General features: G+C 65.3%; 19 protein-coding genes and 3 tRNA genes. 11 read left to right on the top strand and 11 right to left on the bottom strand.

Annotated elements, in window-relative coordinates; translation table 11 throughout:
* Positions 1–82 precede the first annotated feature (82 nt).
* The gene (locus B5F40_RS05660) at positions 83–553 is read right to left on the bottom strand and encodes a tRNA (cytidine(34)-2'-O)-methyltransferase (RefSeq protein WP_087193405.1); all 471 of its coding nucleotides are present in this window, start codon (positions 551–553) and stop codon (positions 83–85) included.
* A gap of 1 nt (position 554) precedes the next feature.
* Positions 555–2,630 (bottom strand): ribosomal protection-like ABC-F family protein, encoded by a 2,076-nt coding sequence (gene abc-f, locus B5F40_RS05655; protein WP_087193404.1) that lies wholly within the window; start codon positions 2,628–2,630, stop codon positions 555–557.
* A gap of 209 nt (positions 2,631–2,839) precedes the next feature.
* On the opposite strand from abc-f, the gene B5F40_RS16205 reads away from it, so the two are divergent.
* Positions 2,840–2,977, top strand: coding sequence for a hypothetical protein (locus tag B5F40_RS16205; protein WP_162610905.1), 138 nt, complete (start codon positions 2,840–2,842; stop codon positions 2,975–2,977).
* 103 nt (positions 2,978–3,080) lie between these two features.
* On the top strand, positions 3,081–3,455 hold the full coding sequence (locus B5F40_RS05650; RefSeq protein ID WP_087193403.1) for a MerR family transcriptional regulator: 375 nt from the start codon (positions 3,081–3,083) through the stop codon (positions 3,453–3,455).
* Here B5F40_RS05650 and B5F40_RS05645 read toward each other — a convergent pair.
* From B5F40_RS05645 to trpS, 3 genes are all read right to left on the bottom strand, one after another.
* Positions 3,452–4,474: an aldo/keto reductase gene (locus tag B5F40_RS05645; protein WP_087193402.1), complete on the bottom strand. Its 1,023-nt coding sequence runs from the start codon at positions 4,472–4,474 to the stop codon at positions 3,452–3,454. The genes B5F40_RS05650 and B5F40_RS05645 overlap by 4 nt on opposite strands.
* 138 nt (positions 4,475–4,612) lie before the next feature.
* Positions 4,613–4,687 (bottom strand) — tRNA-Asn (locus B5F40_RS05640).
* 770 nt (positions 4,688–5,457) lie between these two features.
* Positions 5,458–6,504, bottom strand: a complete 1,047-nt coding sequence (gene trpS / locus B5F40_RS05635) for a tryptophan--tRNA ligase (protein ID WP_087193401.1) — start codon at positions 6,502–6,504, stop codon at positions 5,458–5,460.
* Between the two features lie 160 nt (positions 6,505–6,664).
* Between trpS and B5F40_RS05630 the strand changes: the two genes are divergently transcribed.
* Positions 6,665–7,180: a DUF6125 family protein gene (locus B5F40_RS05630; protein ID WP_087193400.1), complete on the top strand. Its 516-nt coding sequence runs from the start codon at positions 6,665–6,667 to the stop codon at positions 7,178–7,180.
* Positions 7,181–7,219: 39 nt separating this feature from the next.
* Here the strand turns inward: B5F40_RS05630 and B5F40_RS05625 are convergent.
* Positions 7,220–7,294, bottom strand: a tRNA-Ile gene (locus B5F40_RS05625).
* A 185-nt stretch (positions 7,295–7,479) separates the two neighbouring features.
* Here B5F40_RS05625 and B5F40_RS05620 point away from each other — a divergent pair.
* A tRNA-Val gene (locus B5F40_RS05620) sits at positions 7,480–7,554 on the top strand.
* Positions 7,555–7,650: 96 nt separating this feature from the next.
* On the opposite strand, the gene B5F40_RS05615 is transcribed toward B5F40_RS05620, so the two are convergent.
* A complete protein-coding gene (locus B5F40_RS05615) occupies positions 7,651–8,034 on the bottom strand; it encodes a hypothetical protein (RefSeq protein ID WP_087193399.1) in 384 nt (127 codons plus the stop codon).
* 201 nt (positions 8,035–8,235) lie between these two features.
* Between B5F40_RS05615 and B5F40_RS05610 the strand changes: the two genes are divergently transcribed.
* The 7 genes from B5F40_RS05610 to B5F40_RS05580 all read left to right on the top strand — a co-directional run bounded on the left by B5F40_RS05610 (position 8,236) and on the right by B5F40_RS05580 (position 17,272).
* Positions 8,236–8,931, top strand: a complete 696-nt coding sequence (locus B5F40_RS05610) for a YczE/YyaS/YitT family protein (RefSeq protein WP_087193398.1) — start codon at positions 8,236–8,238, stop codon at positions 8,929–8,931.
* Positions 8,932–9,699: 768 nt separating this feature from the next.
* Positions 9,700–11,190, top strand: a complete 1,491-nt coding sequence (locus B5F40_RS05605; RefSeq protein WP_087193500.1) for a hypothetical protein — start codon at positions 9,700–9,702, stop codon at positions 11,188–11,190.
* A gap of 335 nt (positions 11,191–11,525) precedes the next feature.
* Positions 11,526–12,362: a Crp/Fnr family transcriptional regulator gene (locus B5F40_RS05600; RefSeq protein WP_204217342.1), complete on the top strand. Its 837-nt coding sequence runs from the start codon at positions 11,526–11,528 to the stop codon at positions 12,360–12,362.
* 549 nt (positions 12,363–12,911) lie between these two features.
* Positions 12,912–14,336 (top strand): aryl-sulfate sulfotransferase, encoded by a 1,425-nt coding sequence (locus B5F40_RS05595; protein WP_087193397.1) that lies wholly within the window; start codon positions 12,912–12,914, stop codon positions 14,334–14,336.
* 113 nt (positions 14,337–14,449) lie between these two features.
* Positions 14,450–15,730 (top strand): MFS transporter, encoded by a 1,281-nt coding sequence (locus B5F40_RS05590; protein ID WP_087193396.1) that lies wholly within the window; start codon positions 14,450–14,452, stop codon positions 15,728–15,730.
* Positions 15,727–16,044 (top strand): thioredoxin family protein, encoded by a 318-nt coding sequence (locus B5F40_RS05585; RefSeq protein ID WP_087193395.1) that lies wholly within the window; start codon positions 15,727–15,729, stop codon positions 16,042–16,044. Before B5F40_RS05590 ends, B5F40_RS05585 begins: the two co-directional genes overlap by 4 nt.
* 70 nt (positions 16,045–16,114) lie before the next feature.
* On the top strand, positions 16,115–17,272 hold the full coding sequence (locus B5F40_RS05580) for an FAD-dependent oxidoreductase (protein ID WP_087193394.1): 1,158 nt from the start codon (positions 16,115–16,117) through the stop codon (positions 17,270–17,272).
* Between the two features lie 177 nt (positions 17,273–17,449).
* Here B5F40_RS05580 and B5F40_RS05575 read toward each other — a convergent pair whose 3' ends face one another.
* The 4 genes from B5F40_RS05575 to metK form a co-directional block, all read right to left on the bottom strand.
* Positions 17,450–19,774 (bottom strand): class I SAM-dependent methyltransferase, encoded by a 2,325-nt coding sequence (locus tag B5F40_RS05575; RefSeq protein ID WP_087193393.1) that lies wholly within the window; start codon positions 19,772–19,774, stop codon positions 17,450–17,452.
* 300 nt (positions 19,775–20,074) lie between these two features.
* Complete coding sequence (gene rpoD, locus B5F40_RS05570; protein ID WP_087193392.1) at positions 20,075–21,307, bottom strand: RNA polymerase sigma factor RpoD; 1,233 nt, start codon at positions 21,305–21,307, stop codon at positions 20,075–20,077.
* 151 nt (positions 21,308–21,458) lie between these two features.
* Complete coding sequence (gene priA / locus B5F40_RS05565; RefSeq protein WP_087193498.1) at positions 21,459–23,792, bottom strand: replication restart helicase PriA; 2,334 nt, start codon at positions 23,790–23,792, stop codon at positions 21,459–21,461.
* Positions 23,793–24,329: 537 nt separating this feature from the next.
* Positions 24,330–25,211 (bottom strand): methionine adenosyltransferase (gene metK / locus B5F40_RS05560; RefSeq protein ID WP_087193391.1); only part of this gene is annotated, 882 nt, incomplete at its 5' end.

The raw sequence follows: 25,211 nt of genomic DNA, 5'->3' as shown, positions 1-25,211 counted from the left end.
AGGCCCATGCCGACCAGACAATCGGCCTCTGACCGAAAACGATCATCTCGAACGACAGCATGGCAGCTAGCACAAACTTGTCCTAGCTCAATCCCGGCCAGCCTTGCTGGCGAAGAGCTTCGTAGGTCGCGATGGCGACGGCGTTCGACAGGTTGAGGCTTCGCAGACCCGCGCGCATGGGGATGCGCACGCACCGCTCCGCATGCGCGGTCAAAACATCCTCGTCGAGGCCACGGCTTTCGCGGCCGAACACGAGGAAGGCCCCTTCGCCGTACGATGCGTCGCAGTGCGCACGTGCGGAGCGGCCCGTGAAAAGGTGCAGCTCGTCTTTGCCATGCGCCTCGAGAAACGCCGCCGAGCACGGCCAACGAACCATGTCCACCTCCTCCCAGTAATCGCAGCCCGCACGTGCGAGCTGCTTAGCCGACAGCCTGAAGCCCATCGGCTCCACGAGGTGCAACCGCGCGCCCGTGCACGCGCAGGTGCGCGCGACGTTGCCCGTGTTCTGCGGTATCTCCGGCTCCACGAGCACGACGTTGAGCGGCGCGCCCATGCTAGCGCGCCTCGGCCTGCCGGGCCATCTCGATCTCCAGCTCCTCGTTGAGGGACAGCCACTCTTCCTCGGCGGCAGCCAGACGGCGCTTGAGCTGCGCATGCTCGGCGATGGCGTCTGAGGAAGCATCCTCGTTGATGTAGAAGCTGGGATCGGCCATGAGAGCGAGCAGCTCGGACATGCGCGCATTGTCGCGCTCCATCTGCGCGTCGAGCTGGGCGATGCGCTTGCGATGGTCCTTGAGGGCCGCATAGGCGCGGTTGCGCGCCTCGGCCTCGCGGCGTTTCTGCTCCTTGGTTTTGGGCGCGCTCGAGCGCGGCGCGGTGAGCTCAGACCTCGATCCCGATGCGGAGGAGCCATCGCCCGTCCGACGACCCGGCCCCTTCGCACCCGTCTCCGCCCCTCCGCGCCCCTTCGATCCACGAGGCGTCCCCTCGCCCATGACCTCGTCCACGAGCGAGCGTTCCGTTGGCGCGGCCCCGTCGAGCTGGCCGCTCTTGAACAAGTAGTAGTCGTAGTCGCCGTCGTAGCTCGTCACGCGCCCGGGCACGATCTCGACGATGCGGTTCGCCACACCGCGGATGAGATGACGGTCGTGCGTGATGAAGAGGATTGTTCCTTCGAAAGCGCGCAGAGCCTGCTCGAGGATGTCGGCGCTCGCGATGTCCAGATGGTTCGTCGGCTCGTCCAGGCAGAGAAGCGGCCGCGGGGCCACGAGCATCTTCGCGAGCGCGAGGCGGCTCTTCTCGCCGCCGGAGAGCACGCTCACCTTCTTGTCCACGGCATCGCCTGTGAACAGGAACGCACCGAGGAGCGTTCGCACTTGCGAGATGGTCCATCCGGGCGCCACGCGGTCGAGCTCCTCGAACACGGTGTTGCCGGGATGCAGCTCTTCCAGCTGATGCTGCGCATAGTAGGTCTTGGTGACGTGCACGCCGTAATCGATGGTGCCCCCGTCGGGGGCGAGCGCGCCGGCGACCATCTTCAAGAGCGTGGACTTGCCCGCCCCATTAGGACCCACGAGCGCGATCTTCTCTCCGCGGTACATAGTGAAGTCGAAGCCGTCGTAAACGGTCTTCCCTCCGAAGCGCTTCACGAGGCCGCGGGCGCGCACCACCTCGTCGCCCGTGCGCGGCGGCTGTTTGAAGTTGAAGCGGACCGTCTTTTTCTCCTCGGGTATCTCGATGCGCTTGATCCTCTCGAGCTTCTTCACGCGGTCCTGCACTTGCTTGGCTTTCGTGGGCTTGTAGCGGAATTTCTCCACGAACGCCTCCATGTGCGCGATCTCTTCGTCCTGCTTCGCCTTTTCGGCACGCAGGCGCTCGAGACGCTCCTCGCGCGCCTTGAGGTAGGTGGAGTAGTTGCCCTTGTACAGGTTCACCTGACCGTTGTCCACCTCGGCCACGCGGTCAACCATGTTGTCCATGAACGCGCGGTCGTGGCTCACCACCACCACGGTGCCCGCGTAGCCGCGGAGGAACCCTTCCAGCCATTTCACGCTCTCCAGGTCCAGGTGGTTCGTGGGCTCGTCGAGGAGCAGCACCTCGGGGTTGCGGATGAGGAGCTTCGCCAGCGCGATGCGCATCTGCCAGCCGCCGGAGAACTCGGTGGTCAGACGGCGCAGATCCTCCTCTTTGAACCCGAGGCCGAACATGACGCCGCGCACCTTGGCCTCGATGGTGTAGCCGCCGAGCGCCTCGTAAACATCGCGAGCGCGCCCCGCTGCCGCCAGCTGCTGCTCTGTGGGATCCTCGCCAAGCTCCTGTTCGAGCCGGTGGAGGCGCTGCTCGGCCTCGAGCACCTCCGTCTGCGAGGACATGACCTCCTCGAAGATGGAACGCTCCTCCATCTCGATGGCCTCCTGCTCGAGATAGCCCACGCGCGCGCCCTTGGCGAACAGCACGCGGCCCTCGTCAGCGTCCTCCTTGCCCGAGATGATGTTGAGCATGGTGGTCTTGCCGGCCCCGTTCGGCCCCACGAGCGCGAGGCGGTCGTACTCTTCGAGGCGAAACGTCACGTCGCGGAAGAGCTGGCGGCCTCCGAACGACTTAGAGATATGTTCGAGCTGCATGATCATGATGCGTGCGTGCTTTCTGCTTGCGTCCTTCCTTCGCGGCGCGGCCCGCGGTTGTCGCGAAGCCCTGCGCACGGCCTCTTTATGATACCGGAAGAGGCCGCTTGTGGAAAAGCAGGCCGGCTGACACCAGAAAGCACCTACAATGGAGCGAGGGCCGCGCGGTCGATCAGGGAGCGCGACCGCGCTAAGACCAGAGGAGGCGAGACGCCATGACCAGAAACCCCAACACGAGCATAGCCGACTTGCGCGCGCATCCGAACCGGAGGAAGGCGCCCACGGCGGGCTCGCTCGCAGCGGCGGCCTTCGCCCTGGCCGTCTCGTTCATCGCTCGAAAACTCTACCGATAGATAGGAATCGCAGGCACTTTCGTCGGCTGCGCGCTTCGCTCAGCCGCTTGACTTGGAGTGCACTCCAAGTGCTTCAATGGCAAGACGAAGAGAGGAGCGTTTCATGAAGATCGCCGAAGTGAGCAAGGTATACGGGCTTTCCGCCGACACGCTGCGCTACTACGAGCGCATCGGCCTTCTGCCGAACGTCACGCGCACCGCAAGCGGCATCCGCGACTACAGCGAGCAGGACTGCGCTCGCGTGCAGTTCGTGAAGTGCATGCGCGGGGCGCATGTGTCCATCGAAGCGCTCATCGAGTACATGGCCCTGTTCGAGCAAGGAGACTCGACGCTCGAAGCTCGCAAGGCTATCCTCGAGGAGCAGCGCGACCTCGTGCGGGAGCGCATCGCCGAGATGCAGGCCGGCCTCGACCGCCTGAACTACAAGATCGACAACTACGAGGAGATGATCGCGAAGGAGCGCGAGATGCGCGCCTAGGCTCCCCCGGCGGCGAGGACGCGCTCGTAATCCTCGCAGTTCTTCCGCAGCAGGGCCGGAACGTCCAGGCCGTACGGGCACTTCGTCGTGCAGGCGCGGCACTCGGTGCAACGCCTCGTGTCCTCCATGGCCCGCTGCCACTGCTCGGTGAGCCATGCGCTCGACGGGGCGCGACGCAGCATGAGCGCCATGCGCGCGCACTGGTTGATGACGATGCCCTGGGGACACGGCATGCAGTAGCCGCACCCGCGGCAGAAGTCGCCCACCAACTCGGCGCGCTCGCGCTCGACGAACGCGCGCAGCCCCTCGTCCATCGAAGGCGTGTCGTTCATGTACGACAGCCATTCGGCAAGCTCGCTTTCGCGCTGCACGCCCCAGATGGGCAGCACGTTGTCGAACTGGGCCATGAACGCCATGGCGGCGCGGCTGTTTGCTATGAGGCCGCCCGCAAGGCCCTTCATGGCCACGAAGCCCACGTTCGCCCGGCGGCACTCCTCGACGAGCTCGCGCTCGCGGGAACCCGACAGATAGCTCAACGGAAACTGCAGCACCTCGTACAGGCCGCTGCGCGCGCAGTCGAACGCCACCTCCAGCTTGTGCGCCGTCACGCCGATGTGGCGCACCTTGCCCTGGGCCTTCGCCTTTTGCATGCACTCGTACATCCCCGTGCCGTCGCCGGGAGCGTACGCCTGGTCGACGCAATGGAATTGATAAACGTCTATGTAGCTCGTGCGCAGCTCGGATAGCGACTCCTCGAGGTCTGCCCAGAACGCCTCGGGGGTGCGAGCCATGGTCTTGGTGGCGACGAACGCCTGCTCGCGCATGCCCTCGAAAGCCAATCCGATGCGGTGCTCGCTGTTGGTGTAGGCGCGTGCCGTGTCGAAATACTTCATGCCGCCCGCAAGTGCCGCACGCAAAAGGGCCACGGCCTCGTCTTCGCGCATGCGTTGCAAAGGCAGCGCACCGAACCCGTTCTGCGGCACGGCGATCCCCGTGCTTCCCAAGGCAACGTCGCGCATGGCGCCCCTTCCTTCCCGTTCCCGAAATCGGCGTGCCCTGATCCGACCATCCGGCACGCTGCGCCTTTCCAATCGACATCTCCACATGAACGAGCGAACCCGTCCGATTCAATAGGACGGGTTCGCCTGATGTTCAAATGGCTCCTCGGGTAGGATTCGAACCTACAACCCTCCGGTTAACAGCCGGATGCTCTGCCGTTGAGCTACCGAGGAATGCAGCACGCTCGAGCGCGCAAGTGAGAATTATACCGGAACGTCCCCATTGCGCAAGACCGAATTTCAAAGAATTCCGACGTCTTTGCAAAAGCGCCCCCTTCGGGTGCTCGACCGGGCATACGGGCAGGTGAGGCAGGCGCGCCCATCGCGCTTCCGGACCTCCTGCGCCGAGCGGGATCGAAACGCGCCGCCGCTGGCCCGGCGGAGGGAAACGCAGCCCTCGGCCGGCCCGGCCAACTGCCTTCCAACCAGAGAAAAGGGCGTCTCCTAGCGGGTTTCGACGGAAATCCGCCTCCGATCGGATCCGGCCAGGGAAAGTCGGCGAAGAGAGAAAAAGCCGACCAGGGGGTATCCCGTATCGAAGCCGCGAAGGCGACCGAGCCCTCAGCGCGAAAAGGGGCTCTCCATCGAGACCCGCCGGAAAGCCAGCGCCGAGCGCCCCCGACGGACCCGAAAGGCCGGTGGCCGACTGCGGAGGCCGGACTTCCCGGCGAGACGAGGGGTGGAGCGCTCTACGAGCAGGGCCCCTCGAACACGCAGGGCCAAAGAGCCCGGCGGCAAGTAGGTCGCGGCCCTCCGATCGCGTCCGGCCCCTGCAGCATGGCCCAAATCCGGCCGAGAGTCGGCCTCCGCCAAGCGCAGCCCGAGGCAGCTTCCGCAAGCGCCGGCGCGGCAGCCCGACCACCACCGAAAGAAAGGGGCCCTCCGGCGAGAGCGCAGTTCGCGCACCCCTCCTTCGTCCGCAAGGCCAAGCGCTCGCAAGGCGCTCAGTACACCATCCCCATGGCCGCGCGCACCTCGTCGAGCGTCGCGTCCGCGATCTCGTTGGCGCGGCGATTGCCCTCGCGCAGCACGTCCTCGATGTAGTCGAGGTCGCCTTCCAAGGCGCGCCGACGCTCGCGGATGGGAGCCAAAAAGCCGTTCACACTCTCCGTCACGCATTTTTTGAGCGCGCCCGCGCCCGCATCGCCGATCTCGGCTGCGATGTCGGCCTCGGCGCGCCCGGTGCACAGCGCCGCCGTGGTGAGCAGCGCCGACACGCCGGGGCGGTTCTCCTTGTCGAAGGCGATCAGCCGCTCGGAGTCGGTCTTGGACTTCTTGATGAGCTTGGCCGTCTCCTCCTCGGTGGCAGAGAGGCTGATGGCGTTGCCGTAGCTCTTCGACATCTTGCGCCCGTCGAGGCCGGGGATCTCCACCGCGTCGGTGAGCAGGCCCTCAGGCTCGGGGAACACGCGCCCGTAGCGCTCGTTGAAGCGGCGCGCGATAAGGCGCGTCTGCTCGATGTGGGGCAGCTGGTCTTTGCCAACCGGCACAATGTTGCCCTTGCAGAACAGGATGTCGCACGCCTGATGCACGGGGTAGGTGAGCAGCAGCCCCGTGAGCGCGTGGCCCGACGCCTCCATCTCGGATTTCACCGTGGGGTTGCGCTGTAGCTCGGCCTCGGTGACAAGCGACAGGAACGGCAGCATGAGCTGGTTTAGGGCCGGCACAGCCGAATGCGTGAAGATCATGGTCTTTTCGGGATCCACGCCGCATGCCAGGTAGTCGATCACCATGTTGCGCACGTTGTCCTGGATATGCTCTGTGGTGTCGCGATCGGTTATCACCTGGTAATCGGCTATGATGATGTTCGTGCGCACGCCGAGGCCCTGCAGCGCCACGCGCTCGCGGACGGTGCCGAAGTAGTGGCCGAGGTGCAGCCGCCCGGTGGGGCGGTCGCCCGTCAGCATGAGGTAGTTCTCAGGATGGGAGGAAAGGTCGGCGCGGATCTCGTCGCTGCGCCTCTTGCTCGCTTCAAAGCTGTCGATGCTCATACAAGGTCTCCATCGTCGTCGTGCATGGTTGGTCGGCAACGCAACAGTATAGCGGTTTTGCGCGTCGCGCGGAGCCGCCCGACGAAGCTATACTGAGAAGAGGCGCACGACGCGCCGCCGCACAGACGACGTACGTCCGCGGCCCGAAGAGAGGAGAGGCATGAACGACGCTTTGCACGCGCTTTCCCGGGACGAGCTTGAGGAGCTGCTCGTCATCTACGCCAAGAACCTCGTCGCGCTCGACGGCACATGGTTCCAATCCCTCGAGCGACAAGACGGCATGGACGTCGCCATGCGCCACGACGTGGAGGCGTGGCGACGTTTCAGCAGGGTCGAGGCACGGCGCATCAAAGCGTTCCTCGGCCTGGAAGAGCATCCGGGGCTCGCAGGCCTCGCCCGCGCGCTGCCCTTGCGCTGCCAGTCGGCGGCCAATGCCGACGAGCTCCGCTTCGATGGAGACGGCGCGCTCGTCTACCGCATCACCGATTGCCGCGTGCAGAACGCGCGCAAGCGCAAGGGCATGGGGTTCCACCCTTGCAAGAGCGTCGGCGAGGTGGAGTACGGCGAGTTCGCCCGCGGCATCGATGAGCGCATCGGATGCGAATGCCTCAGCTGCTTCCCCGAGGCGACGGACGCGACGTGCAACTGCGCATGGCGCTTCGTGCTGAGCGCATGAGAACGGCCGCGCCCCGAGAGGCGCGGCCGCTGAAATGCTTGGTGGGCCCAGCAGGACTCGAACCTGCAACCAAGGGATTATGAGTCCCCTGCTCCGCCATTGAGCTATAGGCCCGAAGCGCTCCGCTATTCTATCCCAAAACCGACGAGATGCAAAGGCCGGGAAAAGCCCAATGCGAAAGCAGAACCGAAAAAGCCGGGGCGGGTCGAGGACGGAGCCTGAAAAAGCAGGAAAGAGGGCTTGCAATCCGCTTGGGAAGCCGCTAGAATACTTACTTGCGCTAAGGCGCGTTTTAAAATGGTCGCTTGGCTCAGCGGGAGAGCATCGCCTTCACACGGCGGGGGTCACAGGTTCAAATCCTGTAGCGACCACCATGAAACAGCAGGCCGTCGGATTTCGACGGCCTTTTTTCTTTTACTTGACCTGAAGGGCCAAAGGGTGTTCGCAGGCGGCTGAGCACGCCGCCCCCATCAGCGCTCCGAGCGTTCCGGAGGCCGCGAGCCTCGCTCTTTCAGTAGGTTGGCATGCTGTTTGATCTGAAAGACCACAGCAGCCGCAATCACCGCGCCCGCCATCGCGCCCACGACGCGGGCCGCAGTCCGCAGCTCCTCGCTCAGACAAGCGCTTGCGCTCGCCATCGCGCACCACACGATCGCAACGATCATCCATACCGCCACCGCCGAACTGCGGGCACTTTTTTCGAACTCCGCATCGTCAGGATCGAGCGCCAGAAAACCCTCGCCCCCGCACAGGATGCGAAAGCACGTCCTGCTGCCTGAGAACAAAAACGCTCCGTACACGATGGCGAGAATCGAGACGACGACCAAAACAACGAGGCCGACGATATACCCCATGACGCATCTCCTTCCCATCCCCGATACGAGCCGGCCCTCCCCTGCACCGCCGACTCCGCGCCGATCTCCATTGTACCAATTCCGGCAAACGGGCGGATGGGACTTGCCGGAAGCGGCGCACGGGAATACAATCGAAGACAGCAGGCATGTCGGGCGATCGCCCGCGATCCCGCCTTTCCGAACAACAGACGACAAGGAACCATGAAACAACTCGCAGTGCGATGCTGCCTGCTCGCCTTCGGCATCGCTGCCATGGCGGCGGGTATCGTCCTCATCACGAAAACAGGCTTGGGCACTTCGCCCATCTCTTCGCTCGGCTACGTTCTGAGCCTGACGTTTCCGGACGTGTCGTACGGCGCGTTCATGTTCTGCTGGAACATCGCCCTATTGATCGGGCAGATCGCCATTCTCAGGCGACGCTTCAAAGCGACGGCGCTCCTACAGGTGCCGATATCCGTCCTGTTCAGCATCGGCATCGACGCTTTCGGAGACCTGCTGTCTTTCGCGCAGCCGCAAAGCTACCTCGCGTCGCTCGCCATGCTGACCGCGGGCATCGCGACGCTCGCGTTCGGCGTCGCATGCACCGTCGTCGCCAACATCGTCATGAACAGCGGCGAGGCGTTCGTATGCGCCGTCACGGACGCTACGGGATGGAACTTCGGCCGCACGAAGGCGGGCTTCGACCTCGGCTGCGTCGCACTGGCCTCGGCCGCATCGCTCCTGATCATGGGAGACCTCGTCGGAGTGCGGGAAGGAACCGTGGCGGCCGCCGCGGCAACGGGGTTTCTGGCGAACGCGTTCATCAGAACGATGGGAGGCGCGCGTCCAGCACTGGGAGGGGCACGGGAAAGGAGCTCCGAAGCGAAGCCCTGCCCCACGGCGCGACGGAAGGCGTGAGCGACCTTCGCACAGCCCGCAGCAGCCTCTCCGCAGCTTGGCGGCAGACGGGACCACGCCGTCGCCTGCACGGACCAACGGCGAAGCCCATGCAGGGCATCGGGACGCCCAGCCGCTTTAAGCCCCTTTCGCACGATGCGCCCTTCCGTCCGCGCGATCGGCTCGAGCGCCCTTCGCATTCCGCAGGCCGGGTCCGTCCGCGCCTTCTGCGCGGTTCCGTCCTCTGAAGGCGTCCGACAAAACGCCCCTCGACGGCGTCGATGACCGCCTCGAGCATACTCCAACCCGAACCGCAACGCCCTCCAGCCGCCATGCGGGCAACGCCTCCCGCTCCGCCCCCCTCTCGCCAGAACAGCCCGATCTCCTGCGCCCTGCGGCCGGTTTCCGCCGACGACCCCTCATGCGCACCCCTCGCGAGCCGGCGCAGAGCCCGACCCCCTTCCCCTCGACGGCCCCTCGCCGGTTCGAAACTCGATCGACGGCGAAGCGCGCTCCGAAGCCGTCCGGCCGCGAACGCGCAGTCGACGCACGTCGAAGCTCTTCGCGCAGGCTTCCGCATGACCCCAGATGATGAGCCGTACGCCCCTCTTTCGAACAAGGCGAGCGCACCTCTTTGCGCCGACCGTCATTGACCGGCTATGCGAAATCTCGATAGCGGATGAGAAAAGTGTTGCACTGCCAACAGGCTTTATCCGAACGCGCATGGCTTAATAGGAAGCATAGGAACGGGGCCCTGGTGGACAACTACATAGAGAGGCGGTGTTTGCCTTGGCTCAAAAACGGGTTGACGGCAAAGACGGGCACTTCGCTTTGCAATTCTACGGCACTCAGGTTTTCGCAGCTCTCCCCATCCTGCTCTACATGACCATCGCGGCCATCATCACCATCGGCGTGCACTACTACGGCATGGAAGCGCTCATTTTCGCTTCCATCATCGGCCTGCTCACCGGCTTTTTCCTTTGCAGGAACAAGCTCGAGTACTGGGCTTCGTGCGTGCGGGGCCTCACCCAGTTCGGCAACGCCAACCTCATCTTCATCTTCATCATCATCGCCATCTTCGGCAAGATCCTGGTCGCAGGCGGCATCGGCAGCGGACTTCTCTGGGCAGGTTTGAACATCGGGCTTCAAGGGGGTTCCTTCGTCGTCCTGGTGTTCATCGGATGCGCCATCTTCTCCATGGGCTCAGGCGCCCCCTTTCCCGCCCTGATGGCGCTGGTGCCCATCTTCTACCCGACAGGCATCATGTTGGGAGCGGATGCCACCGTGCTCGTGGGGGCGATGATCAGCGGCGTGCTCTTCGGCGACGCGCTGTCCCCTAGCTCCCAGGTAATCCACGTGACCATCAACTCGCAGCATGACCCGGGCACAGGCAAGCCGGCGGACCTTGTAGAAGTGATGAAGGCGCGTTCGCCCTACCTCGTGGCCATCGCCATCGTGTCCGCAGCGCTGTTCCTCTTCCTCGGCGGCGCCGGCGATGCGACCGCCTCAACGCAGGAGCTGTCCGGCATGGCCGACGCGCGCGGGCTGCTCATGTTCGCTCCCATCGCGCTCCTGCTGGCCATCTGCATCAAGACCCGCAACCTGCTCATGGGCGTCGGGTGGGCTATTCCCGTCGGCATCGTCCTTGGAATGGCCAGCGGGCTCATCGAGCCCTCAGCGCTCGTCTCGATCGACTTCGCGCAGCAGCAGGTGCACGGCGTGTTCATGGACGGCATCACCAGCTCCGTGGACCTCGTGCTCTCCAGCATCCTGTTGTTCGGCATGATCCAGATCGCCACCGAGGGCGGCGTTCTGAAAATGATCTGCGACTTCCTCACGAACCTCAAGATGGCCAAAAAACCGCGGGGCGCCGAGGGTATCGTCGTCTTGGGAACAGGCGCCATCTCCTGCCTGCTCTCCGGGGCCGAGCTGCCCACCGTCATCATGTTCAAGGACGTGGTGGACAACGTTGGGCAGCGCTCCGGCATCTCGGCGAACCGCAGGAGCATCCTCCTCATGGCGATGGCAACCAACATCCCGGCCATCGTGCCCGTGAACTCCATCTTCATCATGACCCCCATCACCCTCGTCGCAGGCCTCGCCGCCAGCAACCCGGCCCTGCCGCTCGTTGCACCGGTGCCCATATTCCTAGCCTGCTTCTACCCCATGCTGCTTGCCGTCGTCTGCTTCATGTGGGTGATGTTCGGCCTCGGACGGAAGCGAACGGCGTGCGAAGCGACGGGTATCGGGAAAGAGGATATGGCGATGAGCGATAGCTAGGATTTGCGGCATGGTCGTCACGTGCGCAGACGGCGGAGGGCTTTCCTGCCGCCGTCTGCACTGGACGCGCCGTGCGCAAGGCGCTTCGCCGAGAAGGGGTGCTTCGACGAAGCGCGCGGCCATGAGGAGGAAGCGCCGCGACGCGAGGGGCATCGCACCGGCGCCCATGTCCGCGCTGGTGCGGACATGGGCATTTCTAGGAGCCGCCTACCTCGAACGACCCGGCGAAGTCTACGTTCGAGGTGCTCAAGGAGGGCGTTGCGCTTCAACGACGAAAGGAACTATCATGACGTCTACGAGCTATTGGATTGCGCGCTCGCGCAAGCGAGGCTGACATGCGAAAAGACGGCATCGATCCCGCAGGTCGCCGCAAGGCCGCCGTCGCCGCCGCAAGGCTGCAGAGCGACGGCGGCCCATACGACGAGAAAGGCCTTACCTTGATCAGCAACGAGCTTGTGAAGCCCATCGCCCCCGCACCCCCCCCCCGTGCCCTTTTCGAAAGGGACCCGCTGCCCCGCGAGGGCGACGACGCGAAGCTTCCCTCCTTCGCCAGCTCGTGCCTGGCCCACCCCGTGTACAGCGACTTTCTGCGACGCCAAACGTACAAGACGGCCGAGACGGTCCGCGCGCAGGAATCGCCCATCAGGGAATTCGGCATCGTGGCCGAAGGGTGCCTGAAATCGGTACGTTACACCGTCGACGGACACGAGTTGTGCAACGGGTACTTCGAGAAGGACGACGTGTTCCCCGAGCTGCTCTACTTCACCGGCAAGAAGGTCTACACCTACAACCTCCTGGCCGTGAGGAAAACCACGGTCATGTGGCTCGACACGTCGTTCTTCGAGTTGATGCTGAGAACGGACAGCCAGATGCTGTACCGCTTCATGCTCTATCTGTCGAAGCGGGGGCTGAAGAACCAGATGCTTCTGTGCTGCCTGCGGTACCAAACCATACGGGAGCGCATAGCCTTCTGGGTGCTATGGATGGACGACGTCGCGCAGAACGGCTGCATTGAGCTGCCCTCGTCGCAGACGATCTGGGCGAACGAACTTCGCGTGTCCCGTTCGTCGCTCAACCAGGAAGCCAAGCGGATGGAGAAGATGGGCTACTTCCGCATGAAGGACCACCGCCTCGAGGTCCTCGACCGCCCAGGCCTCGAGAGGCTCGTGTAGCCACGCTAATACAGCGGAAGAGCGCCACGCCTCAGGGAACGGTCCTTCGGCTGCGCTCCAGGCGGTGAACGGAAAAACCGCCAAGCGCGGCGCCGTCCTCGCGGAGCCGCCTTTTCCTATGCAAAGTTAAAGACTGCTCGAAACGATGCGAGGGCGCGACGCGCGCCCTCGCGCTTTCGTTCTTGCGAAACCCTCGTCGCAGAAGAAGACGTCCGACGCTCCCGTGAAAACCCGCACATCATCGCCCGCTTCGCGATTTGAAAATGCAATGGCCCCCATGCAAAAGTGTTGGATATGCGACAGACTTTTGCGCAGGCACTATGGCTTAATACCGCTAACGAAATAGGCTTTCCAGAACGACAACGCGAAAACGCAATGGTTGACCTGCAGCAACACGCAGGCTGGTCGAGTGCGGCAAAAAGCGGCTCCCATGGTGCTTCCCGCATCTCAGCTTGGCAGGTTCCACGGTTTCGCATTTGTCCGAGAGGGCATTTCAGCGAAAGCTGTGTGCGTATAAGGCAAAGCGTCATCAAGGGAAAGAGGGCAATCATGGGAAGACCAACGGTGTTTCCGACGGGGACGACGATCTACGATCCTGAAAAGTGCCAAAACGGCTACACCCTGTTCACGGGACCGAACAAGGGCGTTCTCCTCATCAACATGAACGGTAAGGCCGTGCGTTTCTGGAAGGACTTCCAAGGGTTTCCTTGCAAGATGATCCCCGGAGGCCACTTGTTCGGGCACTTGGGTGAGCGCGACCCGCAAGCCGCCTACCAAGACCAGACCGATGTGACCGAGGTCGACTGGGACGGCAACGTCGAATGGACGTTCAACCGCAATCAGCAGGTCAACGACGGTGATGCCGGGGAGCAGTGGGTCGCCCGCGCGCACCACGACTACCAGATCGAAGGCAACCCGGTAGGTTACCCCGTTCCCGGACAAGAATCGTCCAACGACTTCAACAAGATGCTTATCCTCACGCACAACAACGTGCGCAAGCCCAAGATCTCGCCGCAGCTTCTTCTGGACGACCGCCTGATCGAGGTCGACCGCGAGGGCAACGTACTGTGGGAGTGGAGCACGCTCGACCACATCAACGACTTCAACTTCACCGAAGCCCAGAAAAACGTGATCTTCCGCGATCCGAACACGCAAGAGGCGGGCGCCGAAGGCGAAGGAGACCTTTTCCATGTGAACTGCGCCAGCTACCTGGGCCCCAACCACTGGTACGACGAGGGCGACGAACGCTTCAAGCCCGACAACATCATCATGGACTCCCGCGAGTCGAACATGCTATGGATCGTCGACCACGAAACCGGCGACATCGTCTGGAAGATCGGTCCCGACTACACGAAAACCCGAGAGCTCCGCATCCTCGGCGCCATCATCGGCCCGCATCACACCCACATGATACCCAAGGGATTGCCGGGCGCAGGCAACATCATGGTCTACGACAACGGCGGATGGGCCGGCTACGGCGCGCCTTCCCAAGTGTCGAAGCTAGGCCTGAAAGCCGAGCGTCGCGACGGATCGCGCGTGGTGGAGTTCGACCCGGTAACCCTCAAGGTCGTTTGGGAGTGCAGCGACACCTCGCAGATCGTAGGCTTCCCATTCACAGCGCACCACTTCTACTCGCCGCTCACCAGCAACGCACAGCGCCTGGAGAACGGAAACACGCTCATCTGCGAGGGCACCACGGGACGCATCATGGAGATGACGCCCGAGAAGGAGCTGGTATGGGAATACGTCTACCCCGACGTGGGCCCCGCCCTGCTCTACCGAGCCTACCGCATCCCGTACGAGTGGATCCCCCAGCTTGAGAAGCCGGAGGAGGTCGCCATCCCCCGCACCGACAATGCCACGTTCCGCCTGCCCGGTGCCGAGGCGACCGGCTACGACGAGGCCGAGGTCACGGTCGAAGGCGCCAAGGGCTTCCACGCCAACATGGCCCACTGCGTGGACAAGCTCAACTAATGCGAAAGGCCGGCTGTCGGCTCGGCCGGCAGCCGGCCCCTGCAAGGCGGTGAACCTGCGCGGCGCGATCCGCCGCGCAGGTTTTCTTCGAGCCGAAAAAAGGAGAGGGGAACATGGAACAGACCAAGTCAAACCTGCCGAATCGATGGCTCGTGTTCGTCGTCGCAGTCATCGGCTCCATCTGCGTCGCCGTTTCGCAGTTCAAGGTGACCGGCACGATGTCCTTCATCAAGGACGATTACGGCATCGACGTCACCATGGCGGGCATGCTCATAAGCATCGTCGCCCTGGCCAACCTCCTCACCGCGCTGCCCGGCGGCTCCATCGTGAGCAAGTTCGGCGTGCGCAGGGTGTGGCTGTTCGGACTTGCCTGGTGCTTCGTCTTCAACATCTTGGGCTTCTTCGCGCCCGATTTCGTCACGCTCGCCGTAACGCGGTTCTGCGAGGGCATCAGCGTGGGGTTCGTGTTCATCGTAGCGCCCGTGATCATCACTGAAGCGTTCCCGGCCGAGAAACGCGGGCTGCCCATGACGCTCTGGTCCATCTGGTCCACGATGGGAACGCTGCTCGCGCTCAACCTGTGCAACATCCTCACCCCGCTGTATGGCTGGCACGCCATCTGGCTCGCCTCCGCCGCATTGCTTGTGATCGCCTTCATCTTGAACCTTCTGTTCTGCAAGGTGGCGTCCGACCAGGACAAGGCCCGAAGCAACGCCGCGGCAAAGAAAGGCGGCGCGCCGAAGAGGAAAAGCGGTTGGGGCGAGTGCTTGAAGAACCCGGCCTGCATGTGCATCTGCATCGTGTTCTTCGCGGCCATCTTCGCGTTCAACGTCTACATGTCCTACTATCCCACGTTTCTACAGAGCACGCTGGGCATTCCCTCGGCTGAGGCGAATTCGGTCTCGACCGTGCACACCTACTGGATGATCTTCCTGTGCCTTACGTTCGGGTTCGCGTTGAACAAGATCGAGAACAGGCACCATCCCAAGATCTTCTTCGTTCTCACCTTCTTCAGCGTCGTGGGCGGCGTGCTCATGTGGAACCTGCCCTCGATTCCTCTCGATATCGTGGCCATCTTGCTGTGCGGCACCGGAATGCAGCTTATCGGGCCCATGGCCCACAACCTCGCGCCCGACGCCGTGCCGCCTCACGCAGTTCCCGTGAGCATGGGCTTGCTGTCCTTCTTCTCGGGACTCGCGGCAATGCTCGGACCGGTTGTGTGCGGGCCGGTGGTCGACCTGACCGGCAATTGGGGCCTGATAGCCATACCGGTGGGCATCGTGGGAGTCGTCGGCATCATCGCTGGAGCTGTCGTGTTGAAGAAGATGTACCGAAACGACGTCGAGAAGCCGGCGGGGGAAGCGCCCGCCGCCGAGAAAGGAGCGACGGCATGAGCGCGTTCGAATCGCTGAATGCGGCGGCATTCGAGGAGATCGTCGAAGACGATGGGGAGCACTGCCTCGTGCTGTTCTCCCGCAAATCTTGCACGGTGTGCAAAAGCGTGCATGCCAAGCTCGAGGCGCTGAAGGAAGACTATCCTTCTGTCCCTTTCTTCGAAGTGGACGTGGAAGAGCAGCCAGGCCTGATGGCGAAGCAGCATCTTAAAGGCGTGCCGCAAACCCTGTTCTTCGCCGACGGCGAAGCTCAAAGCCGCATAACCGGAGACGCGAGCGAGGACGACTTCGCCGACCGGATCGAGGCGCTGTAGCGCCGAGTCGCCCGCCTCGCCTCCGCGCGGGCGAAAGGGAATAAATTGTTGTTGTCAAGGAGAATTTTGCATGGAAGAATACTTCGACCTGATTGTCATAGGAGGCGGCCCAGCAGGCCTGGCAGCCGGCATCTACGGGGGCCGCGCGCGCCTGCGAACGCTCATTTTGGAGAAGGGCAACATCGGAGGACGCGTGTACGACACGCGCGAGATCGTGAACTACCCCTCCGTCGACGAGAGCACGGGACCCGAGCTGATGGAGCGGATGGCGGAGCATGCCCGAAAGTTCGGCGCCGAGATACGGCGGCAGACTGTGCGCAGCGTGGATTTCTCGAGCGACGACAAGCTCGTAAGCGTGCGCAAAGCCACCTACCATGCCAAAGCCGTCATCTTGGCCACAGGCACGAGCCCTCGCGTGCTGGGCATTCCCGGCGAAAAGGAGTTCGCCGGCAACGGCGTGAGCTATTGCGCCACCTGCGACGCCGAGTTCTACCAGGACGAGGACGTTGTCGTGCTGGGCAGCGGCGACCAGGCCATTGAGGAAAGCGAGTTCATCGCGAAGTTCGCCCGCAGCGTCACGATCGTCGTCGTGCACGACGAAGGGGTTTTGGACTGCAACAAACTGGCAGCCGAGCAGGCCCTGAAGAACCCGAAACTGCGCTTTCTCTTCAACAGCACCATCGCTGAAGTGTACGGTCTCGACGAGGTCGAAGGCGTGAAGATCAAAGACGTGCGCACCGACGAGCTGAGCGACCTCCCCTGCCAAGGGGTGTTCTTCTTCTGCGGCATGGTGCCCGCAACCGATTTCCTCGGCGATGCGGTTCCGCGCGACTCGCGTGGCTGGCTGCACACCGGCGATGACATGGACTTGGGAATAGGCGGCGTGTTCGCCGCCGGCGACGTGCGCCAGAAATACCTGCGCCAGGTGGCAACAGCTGTGGGCGACGGCGCGGCAGCGGCAACGGCAGCCGAGCGTTACCTTGCCGAGATGGAGCAGTTCCGCACCGAAGTGCTCGAAAGCGATGAGCCCGTGCTTCTGGGTTTTTGGGATCCAGGCCTTCCCGGCAGCATGGAGGCCTTAGGCGAGCTGCGCGCGAAGAACCGGGAGCAGGAGGAACCGTTGCGCTTCCTCGAGTTCGACGTCAACCTCAAACGGGGCATCGCCGCAAAGTACGGCGTCTCCTTGAACGAGCAGAACAAGGCTCAGGTCGTGCGCGAGAACGGGTGAACCGACCTTCAAAGGACAACACCCCGAACGCCTCCTCGCCAACCGGTCGCGCCCAGTCAGGTAAGGGCGGAGCCATCCCCTTCCGCCTTGAATAGGCCCATGGTTGCGACAAGCGAGGACGGCGCCCCCTTTCGGCGCCCCTGCCCACACGGGCAGGGGCGCCATGAACATGCTCCGCTAAGCACGCCTCACCAGATAGCATTGGTGAATGCGGGGGTTGCGCTCGAAGTCGTGGGGGATCGTAGACGCCGTGATGTCCTCCAACGCCACCCCGTATTTGGCCAACGTCTCCAGGTCGGGCTTGAACGTGCGCAGGTTGCACGAGAACACGGCTTCGCCGCCCTTGGTGAGCAGGCGCGTCACGCCGATGAGCAGCTCCACGTGGTCGCGCTGCACGTCCCAGGTGCGGCTGCCCATGGCCTTCGAGTTGGAGAACGTGGGCGGGTCCACGAAGATCAGGTCGTAGCGCAGGGGCTTGCGGCGGCACTCGGTGATCCAGGCCATGACGTCGGCGCGCTCGAAGGAGTGCTCGGGCCCGGCGAAGCCGTTGCCGGCCATGTTGCGCCGCGCCCAGTCCAGGTAGGTCTGCGAGAGGTCCACCGTCGTCGTCTCCACCGCCCCACCGCCGGCCGCGTGCACGGTGGCCGTGCCCGTGTAGGCGAACAGGTTGAGGAAGCGCTTGCCCGCCGCCTTCGCGCCCACGAGCTCGCGCGTGGCGCGGTGGTCCAGGAAGATGCCCGTGTCCAGGTAGCCCGACAGGTCCACCTCCATGAGGTAGCCGTCCTCTGCGACCTGCGTCACATAGCTGCGCCGGCCGGCGTCGCGATACTGCGAGCCGCCCTTGTCGCGGCGGCGCGTCTTGGCGAACACGTGGTCGGGCCGAACGCCCAGAACCACCGGCGCAAGCGCCAGCACGTCGTCGAAGCGCCGGCGCGCACGGGCGGGGTCGACCGAGGAGGGCGGCGCGTACTCGGCGATATGCAGGTAGGTGTTGCCCTCGGCCTCCCCCGCACCCGCGTACACGTCGATGGCCACGGCGTAATCGGGCAAATCGGCGTCGTAGACGCGGTAGCACGAGACCCCCTCGCGGCGCGCCCACTTGCGGCGCTCCTTGGCCACCTTGAACAGGCGGGACGAGAACTGCTCGGAAGCGGGCTCCAGCACCTCCACGCGGTGCTCGGCGCCGCCGGCAGGGTCGGGCACCATGACCACGGCGGAGACGGCGGGCGGCGCGTGGAACACGAGCGCCTCCACCGCCACGCGGTCGCGCCCGAGCTCGACGCGCGTGCCCGGCGCCCGGCCGAAGCGGTCCTCCACGGCCTCGCTGCCCGCCACCGCGAACGCCGAGCCCTCCGGAGTCGCCGCAGCGGCCGCCGCGAACGCGGCGGCGTCGGCCTGGGCGCTCGCCTCCGAGGAGCGCTCGCGGGCGCCGAGCACGCTCGCCACCAGGCAGCGGCGATGTTCGCAGCAAGAGGGAGCCGCGCCTCGACGTTCGCGCGAGGATTCCGCCGCGGCGACCGCACGCCCTGTCAGCGCGCGCGCCTCCTCTGCACCGCCCAGCTCGATGCTCACCGCCTGTCGCAGCCCCGCTCGCTTGGCGCGTGCACGCGCCCGCGCGATGGCCGGTGAAGAAGCGGACAAGCCGACGAAGCGCACATGCGCGAGATCGGGCGCGGCCGACAAGGGCCTTTCGAGCGTGCCCGGAGCGGTGACTGCTGTCAGACCGCGCTCGAAACGATCATCGGCTTCGGCAATGAGCTCATTCCACCACTCGGGCCGGGACTGGGCCCAACCGAAGAACCCCCAATGCTCCCGTAAGAGCCCCGGTGCGAGATCGCACGCCACGGCCGCCGCCTCCACTACCACGGCTCCGTCGCCGCATGCCGGATCGACGAGCGCCGCGCCGGCGGCGGACGCATCGCCCCATCCAGCCAGCGCCAAAAGCCCGGCCGCAAGCGCGCATTCGAGCGGAGCCTCCGCGCCCTCGTCGGGCGCGAGATAGGTGCGGCGGTAGAGCGAGGCGCCGGTGAGGTCGAGCGAGATGGTAGCGCGATTCTCGCGCACGCGCACGTCGATGGCCGCATCGGGACGCTCGGCGTCCACGTTCGGGCGCTCCCCCCGCGCCTCGCGCAGGCGGTCACACACGGCGTCCTTCACCTTGAGCGCGGTGAAGCGCGTGTTGCGCAGCTCGTCGTTCATGCCGTGGGCCGACACCGCGATGCTCGCGCCGGGCGCGATCACATCCTCCCAGGGAAGCTCCAACGCGTCCTCGAACAGCAGGTCGGCCAGGCGCGCGTCCACGCGCCCCACCACCAGCATGATGCGCGAGGCCAGCCGGGACCACAGGCACGCCGCGAGCGCATGGCGCACGTCGCAGAAGAAAGCCACGCCGCCGCCGAGCGGCCGCACGCTCCTGATGCCGAGCGCCTTCAGCTCGTCGGCGAGCGGAGCCTCCAACCCGGCGAGGCAGCTGGCGAAGAATTCGAGTTTTTCCTGTTGCATGGCGCAATCCCCTCAACTTCGGCGCACCTGCGGCCGATTCGCGCGAAGCGCGAACTGAAGCTCGCAGATCCGTATGCCCAACCGCACGGGTTGGCGTAGCAAGTCAGCGAGAAGGGCCCTGGCGCCCCGAACCGACGAAATGGGAAAGCGAAGCGTACTTCAGTACGCGAGTCTTCGCCATCGCGGCAAGGCGGGGTGCCAGGGCCCTTCGCAACATCGGCACCGTTCCGGAAGCCGTCAGGCCGACGGAACGAAGCGCAGCATCGGCGCCGCTCCGGCAACCTCTAGGCCGACGGAGCCTTAATCTTCAAGGTAATCCTTGAGCTTGGACGAGCGGCTGGGGTGGCGCAGCTTCGCGAGCGTCTTGCTCTCGATCTGGCGGATGCGCTCGCGCGTGACGCCGAACTCGCGGCCAACCTCCTCAAGCGTGCGCGGATGGCCGTCCTCGAGCCCGAAACGCAGGCTGATGACCTTGCGCTCGCGCTCGGCAAGACCGTCGAGCACCTTGCCCAACTGCTCCTGCAGCATACTGAACGAGGCGGCATCAGGCGGCACCACGGCGGCGTCGTCCTCGATGAAGTCTCCCAGCTGGGAGTCCTCCTCCTCGCCGATGGGCGTTTCCAGCGACACGGGCTCCTGCGATATCTTCTGGATCTCGCGCACGCGCTCGGCGGGCAGGCCCATCTCCTTGCCGATCTCCTCGGGGCTGGGCTCGCGGCCGAGCTCTTGGAGCAGCTGACGCTGGATGCGCACGAGTTTGTTGATGGTCTCCACCATGTGCACGGGGATGCGGATGGTGCGGGCCTGGTCGGCGATCGCGCGCGTGATGGCCTGGCGGATCCACCACGTTGCATACGTGGAGAATTTGAAGCCCTTCGTGTAGTCGAACTTCTCCACCGCGCGGATGAGGCCCAGGTTGCCTTCCTGGATGAGGTCGAGGAACAGCATGCCGCGGCCGACATAGCGCTTGGCAATGGACACCACAAGGCGCAGGTTCGCCTCGATGAGCTGCTGCTTCGCATCCAAACCCACCTGCTCGATGCGAGAGAGGCGGCGCTTCTCGCGACGGTCGAGCTCGATGCCCTCGTCCTCGGCGCGGTCCAGCTCCTCCATGGCGGCAACGCCGGCCTCTATCTTCATGGCCAGGTCGATCTCCTCCGCTGCGGTGAGCAGCGGAACCTTGCCGATCTCCTTCAAGTACATGCGCACCGGATCGCCCGTGAGCATGGTCACTCCCGCGTCGGCGCTTCGCTTGCGCGCCGATGAGCGAACCTTGCTCTTGGTCACTTTCGGTAGCTGAACGTCGACGGTCGCCTTGAGCTCCTCCTCGGGAATGCCCTCGAGCAGATCCTCCTCGTCGCCGTCGTCGGCCAAACCGGTGTCGAGCTTGTCGTCGTCGAGCGTGTCCGCTCCGACTACGTCTGGATCGGCGTCGAGCGCCTCGTCGTCAAGTATCTCCTCGGCGTCGATCGGGGCTTTGGCCGAGACGTTCTTCGTCTGCGCGGATGCTTGCTTCTTGGAGGCTTGGGCCACGTGATCTTCCTTTCCAACAGGACGGTGCGGGCGCATACGGGCGCGCGCAGGGCGCAAAGATACAGCCAAACAGTGTATCATAAAAGGCTGGAGCGCGAGCCGCGAATCTCGATCCCCTCCGAACCGCCTCGGCGCATCGCCCGAAAGCGCGTCACAGCAGATCGTCGGGATCAATGTCCACGGCCACGTTGACGAGCTTGTCAGGCTTACGACGCCGGAACAGCGGCAAAAGCGCGCAAGAGAGGTCGGCGTCGGAAGGGCATTTCACCACCACGTGCCAGCGGTACGTGCCGCGCAGCTTCGCGAGCACGCACGGCACAGCGGGAAGCACGCTCCACCCATCCCCACCAAAGTCGCGCACCGCGCACTCGAGGTCGCGCTGAAGCTCGAGCGCGGCGCCGCGCACCGCAGGCTCGTCCTTGCCCCACAGAAGGACGTTCGCCATGCGCACATAGGGCGGATAGCCCAGAAGGCGCCGCTTGGGCAGCTCGTCGCGCAAAAAGAGCGCCCGGTCGTGGGCCGCAGCAGCGCGTATGGGCGCAGCGGCGGCCTCGTAGGTCTGCACGAGCACCCGCCCCGGCAGCGCGGCTCGCCCGGCGCGGCCGGCCACCTGCTCCAACAGCGAGAACGTGCGTTCCGCGGCGCGGTAGTCGGGAAGTTTCAGCATGGTATCGGCGCTGATGACGCCGACAAGCGTGACGTCCTCGAAATCAAGCCCCTTCGCGATCATCTGCGTGCCGAGGAGCACCGCCGCATCGGCTGCGGCGAACTCCTCGAGCAACCGCTGGTGGGCGCCTTTGCCGGACGTGGTGTCGGCGTCCATGCGGACGATGGGGACGCCCGGGCCGACGCCGGGCATCTCGTTGAGCAGCGCGCGCAGCTCAGCCTCGACGCGCTGGGTGCCCGCGCCGAATTTCTTGAGGTAGGGGCTGCCGCACTCCGGGCACGCAGGCGGCGTCGGCACGCGGTAGCCGCAATGATGGCAGATGAGGAAGTTTCCGCGCTCGTGGTAGGTGAGCGAAGTGGAGCACGACGGGCACTCGGGCACGAACCCGCATTCGCGGCAAAGCAGGAATTTCGCGAAGCCGCGCTGGTTGAGCAAAAGCACCGCCTTGCGGCCCGTGGAAAGCTCCTCGGCAAGCGCGCGTGAAAGCGCGCCGGAGAACATGGAGCGCGACCCGCTGGAGAATTCCTTGGCCATGTCGACGACGCGCACCTCGGGAAGCGGCCTGCCGTTGGCGCGCTCGGGCAGCTCGACGCGATGCCATGCGGCATCCTTCGCGCAGGCGTGCAGCGTCTCGATGGAGGGCGTCGCGCTGCCCAGCACCACCGCCGCACCCGCGCGCCGCGCCATCCACACGGCCACGTCGCGCGCGCGGTAGCGCGGGGCGCTGTCCTGCTTGTAGGAGCCCTCGTGCTCCTCGTCGATGACGAAGAGCCCCACGTTGGCCAGCGGCGTGAACAGCGCGCTTCGCGCGCCGACGACGACGCGCGCCTGTCCGCTGCGGATGAGGTCCCACTGATCGAAGCGCTCGCCTTGGCTCATGCGCGAGTGCATGACGGCCACCGTGTCGCCGAAACGGCCGCGAAAGCGCGCCACAGTCTGCGGCGTGAGCGATATTTCGGGCACGAGCACACACGCCGTGCGGCCCGCCGAGAGCGCGCTCTCGATCGCCTGGAGGTACACCTCTGTTTTGCCCGAGCCCGTGACGCCGTCCACGACCACGACTTCGCCCGCGCCGCGCTCGCGCGCCGCATCGATGGCCGCAAGGGCGGCACCCTGACCCTTTGTGAGCGGAGGCTTGGGGCTGGGCGAGAACCCGCCGTCTTCCCCGGAGCGCCCGCGCGCGTCTCCGGGCACCCCGCGCAAGCGGCGGCGGCGCTCCACGCGCACCACGTCTTTCCGCTCAAGCGTTTTGACCGCGTCGGCCACCGCGCCGAACTCGGCGGCAAGCTCAGCCACGCGCAGCTCTCCTGCACGCAGCGCCTCCACGATGGCCGCCTGTTTGACCGCGTTCCTCCGGGCTTCGAACGAGGAGAACTTCGGACCGGGCACAACCCAACGGTCGTCCACCTCTCCTACCGTCGGCTCCTCGAGCCGCCAGTAGCCCTCGCGCGACCGCACCATGCGGGGCACGCCCCCCGGCGGCGTGAACAGGCGCACGCACGACGAGAGCGGCGCGATGTAGCGCTCCGAGAGCCAGCGCGCGCACGCCGCGCCCTCCTCGTCGAAGTAAGGGCGGCTCACCGCGCGCACGATGCCCTTGAGATTGGCGGGATCGAACCCGGCAAGCCAGTCGCATTCCTCGGCCTGCGCCAGGTCGATGACGAAGCCCACCGCGCGCCGACCGTGGAACGGCACGAGCACGGCGCATCCCACTTCGATGGGAAGGTCGCCGTCGCCGCCGTCCTCGGGCACGGCGTAGGTGTAGGGCGCGTCGAGCGCCTGCGTGGGTATGTCGAGGATGACCGATGCGAGCTTCATGGCGTCCAGTATATTCCAAGCCCGGGCCGCAAAGGGCGCGCCCGCCAAGGCCGCACGAAAACCGCGCGGCTCGGCGCGCCCGGAAGCTCCGGCGAAGACGCGTCTCGCGCGCACGACCCCCCCCCCGGCGAAAGAGCCTCGCGCGCCGGGGGAAACGGAGACGACGGCAAGATCGCTCTCGCAAACGGGAGAACGGGCAGGGCGCGCCACCGCATGCGCGGCGCGCGCCGTTTTTTGGCCGCGAAACCGCGCTCTGGCACGGAATCGCGGCCAAAATCCCCTTTTCCCCTTCGAGCTTTCGCCGAAACCCCAGGTCGCAGGAAATAGCAGGAGGAAAAGCAGAGGAGTCCGTGCCAGAACGCGGTTCCGTGGCCATTTCGACGGCGAAATCGAGCACGTCGATCTCGCCCGCCGCCTTGCCGACCGGCTTTCGGAGACTCGGAGCCCGCGAAGGGCGATCAGGGCGAAGCGGAAAGCGGCGACGCCCGTCCGACCGCGCCGCGCCAGGCGGATCCGGGCAGACGCGCCGCATGCGGGCTACGCCAGCCCGCACGCCTTCCGCAGCTCGTCCACCCGGTCGGTGCGCTCCCAGGTGAACTCGGGCAGCTCGCGGCCGAAGTGGCCGTAGGCGGCCGTCTTGCGGTAGATGGGACGGCGCAAATCCAGCGCGTCGATAATGGCGCCGGGGCGCAGGTCGAACACCTCGGCCACCGCGCGCTCGATGTCGGCCTCGGCCACGGCGGCCGTGCCGAAGGTGTCCACCATCACGCTCACGGGGCGCGCCACGCCGATGGCGTAGGCCACCTGCACCTCGCAGCGGCGCGCGAGGCCCGCGGCCACCACGTTCTTCGCCACCCAGCGCGCCGCGTAGGCCGCCGAGCGGTCCACCTTCGTGCAGTCCTTGCCGGAGAAGGCGCCGCCGCCGTGCCGTCCCATGCCGCCGTAGGTGTCCACGATGATCTTGCGGCCCGTGAGCCCGCAGTCGCCCATAGGGCCTCCAATGACGAAGCGGCCCGTGGGGTTCACGTGGATCTCGGCGTCCGGGGAGAGCTCCACGCCCTCGGCCGCGAGCACCGGGCGCACCACCTGCTCCACCACGTCGGCGCGCAGCCGCTCGTAGGGGACCTCCTCGGCGTGCTGCGTGGACACGACCACCTTCTCCACCTGCGTGGGGCGGCCGTCGATGTAGCGCACGCTCACCTGGGTCTTGCCGTCGGGGCGCAGGTAGTCGAGCACGCCTTCCTTGCGCACGGCGGCAAGGCGCTCGCTCATGCGCTGGGCAAGGTAGATGGGCATGGGCATGAGGGCGCTCGTCTCGTCGCAGGCGTAGCCGAACATCATCCCCTGGTCGCCCGCGCCGATGCGCTCGTAGGGGTCGTCCGCGGCCCCGCCGTGGGCCGCCTCCCAGCTCTCGTCCAC

Source organism: Gordonibacter sp. An230 (assembly GCF_002159915.1).
GTDB lineage: Bacteria > Actinomycetota > Coriobacteriia > Coriobacteriales > Eggerthellaceae > Rubneribacter.
The sequence above is the reverse complement of the archived record's forward strand: the minus strand, read 5'-3'. Positions and strand labels throughout refer to the sequence as shown.

What these genes read in the sequence shown, in the direction of transcription:
- B5F40_RS05660 (WP_087193405.1), bottom strand. Translation starts at nt 553, where the DNA reads ATGGGCGCGCCGCTCAACGTCGTGCTCGTGGAGCCGGAGATACCGCAG.
- abc-f (WP_087193404.1), bottom strand. Translation starts at nt 2,630, where the DNA reads ATGATCATGCAGCTCGAACATATCTCTAAGTCGTTCGGAGGCCGCCAG.
- B5F40_RS16205 (WP_162610905.1), top strand. Translation starts at nt 2,840, where the DNA reads ATGACCAGAAACCCCAACACGAGCATAGCCGACTTGCGCGCGCATCCG.
- B5F40_RS05650 (WP_087193403.1), top strand. Translation starts at nt 3,081, where the DNA reads ATGAAGATCGCCGAAGTGAGCAAGGTATACGGGCTTTCCGCCGACACG.
- B5F40_RS05645 (WP_087193402.1), bottom strand. Translation starts at nt 4,474, where the DNA reads ATGCGCGACGTTGCCTTGGGAAGCACGGGGATCGCCGTGCCGCAGAAC.
- trpS (WP_087193401.1), bottom strand. Translation starts at nt 6,504, where the DNA reads ATGAGCATCGACAGCTTTGAAGCGAGCAAGAGGCGCAGCGACGAGATC.
- B5F40_RS05630 (WP_087193400.1), top strand. Translation starts at nt 6,665, where the DNA reads ATGAACGACGCTTTGCACGCGCTTTCCCGGGACGAGCTTGAGGAGCTG.
- B5F40_RS05615 (WP_087193399.1), bottom strand. Translation starts at nt 8,034, where the DNA reads ATGGGGTATATCGTCGGCCTCGTTGTTTTGGTCGTCGTCTCGATTCTC.
- B5F40_RS05610 (WP_087193398.1), top strand. Translation starts at nt 8,236, where the DNA reads ATGAAACAACTCGCAGTGCGATGCTGCCTGCTCGCCTTCGGCATCGCT.
- B5F40_RS05600 (WP_204217342.1), top strand. Translation starts at nt 11,526, where the DNA reads ATGCGAAAAGACGGCATCGATCCCGCAGGTCGCCGCAAGGCCGCCGTC.
- B5F40_RS05595 (WP_087193397.1), top strand. Translation starts at nt 12,912, where the DNA reads ATGGGAAGACCAACGGTGTTTCCGACGGGGACGACGATCTACGATCCT.
- B5F40_RS05590 (WP_087193396.1), top strand. Translation starts at nt 14,450, where the DNA reads ATGGAACAGACCAAGTCAAACCTGCCGAATCGATGGCTCGTGTTCGTC.
- B5F40_RS05585 (WP_087193395.1), top strand. Translation starts at nt 15,727, where the DNA reads ATGAGCGCGTTCGAATCGCTGAATGCGGCGGCATTCGAGGAGATCGTC.
- B5F40_RS05580 (WP_087193394.1), top strand. Translation starts at nt 16,115, where the DNA reads ATGGAAGAATACTTCGACCTGATTGTCATAGGAGGCGGCCCAGCAGGC.
- B5F40_RS05575 (WP_087193393.1), bottom strand. Translation starts at nt 19,774, where the DNA reads ATGCAACAGGAAAAACTCGAATTCTTCGCCAGCTGCCTCGCCGGGTTG.
- priA (WP_087193498.1), bottom strand. Translation starts at nt 23,792, where the DNA reads ATGAAGCTCGCATCGGTCATCCTCGACATACCCACGCAGGCGCTCGAC.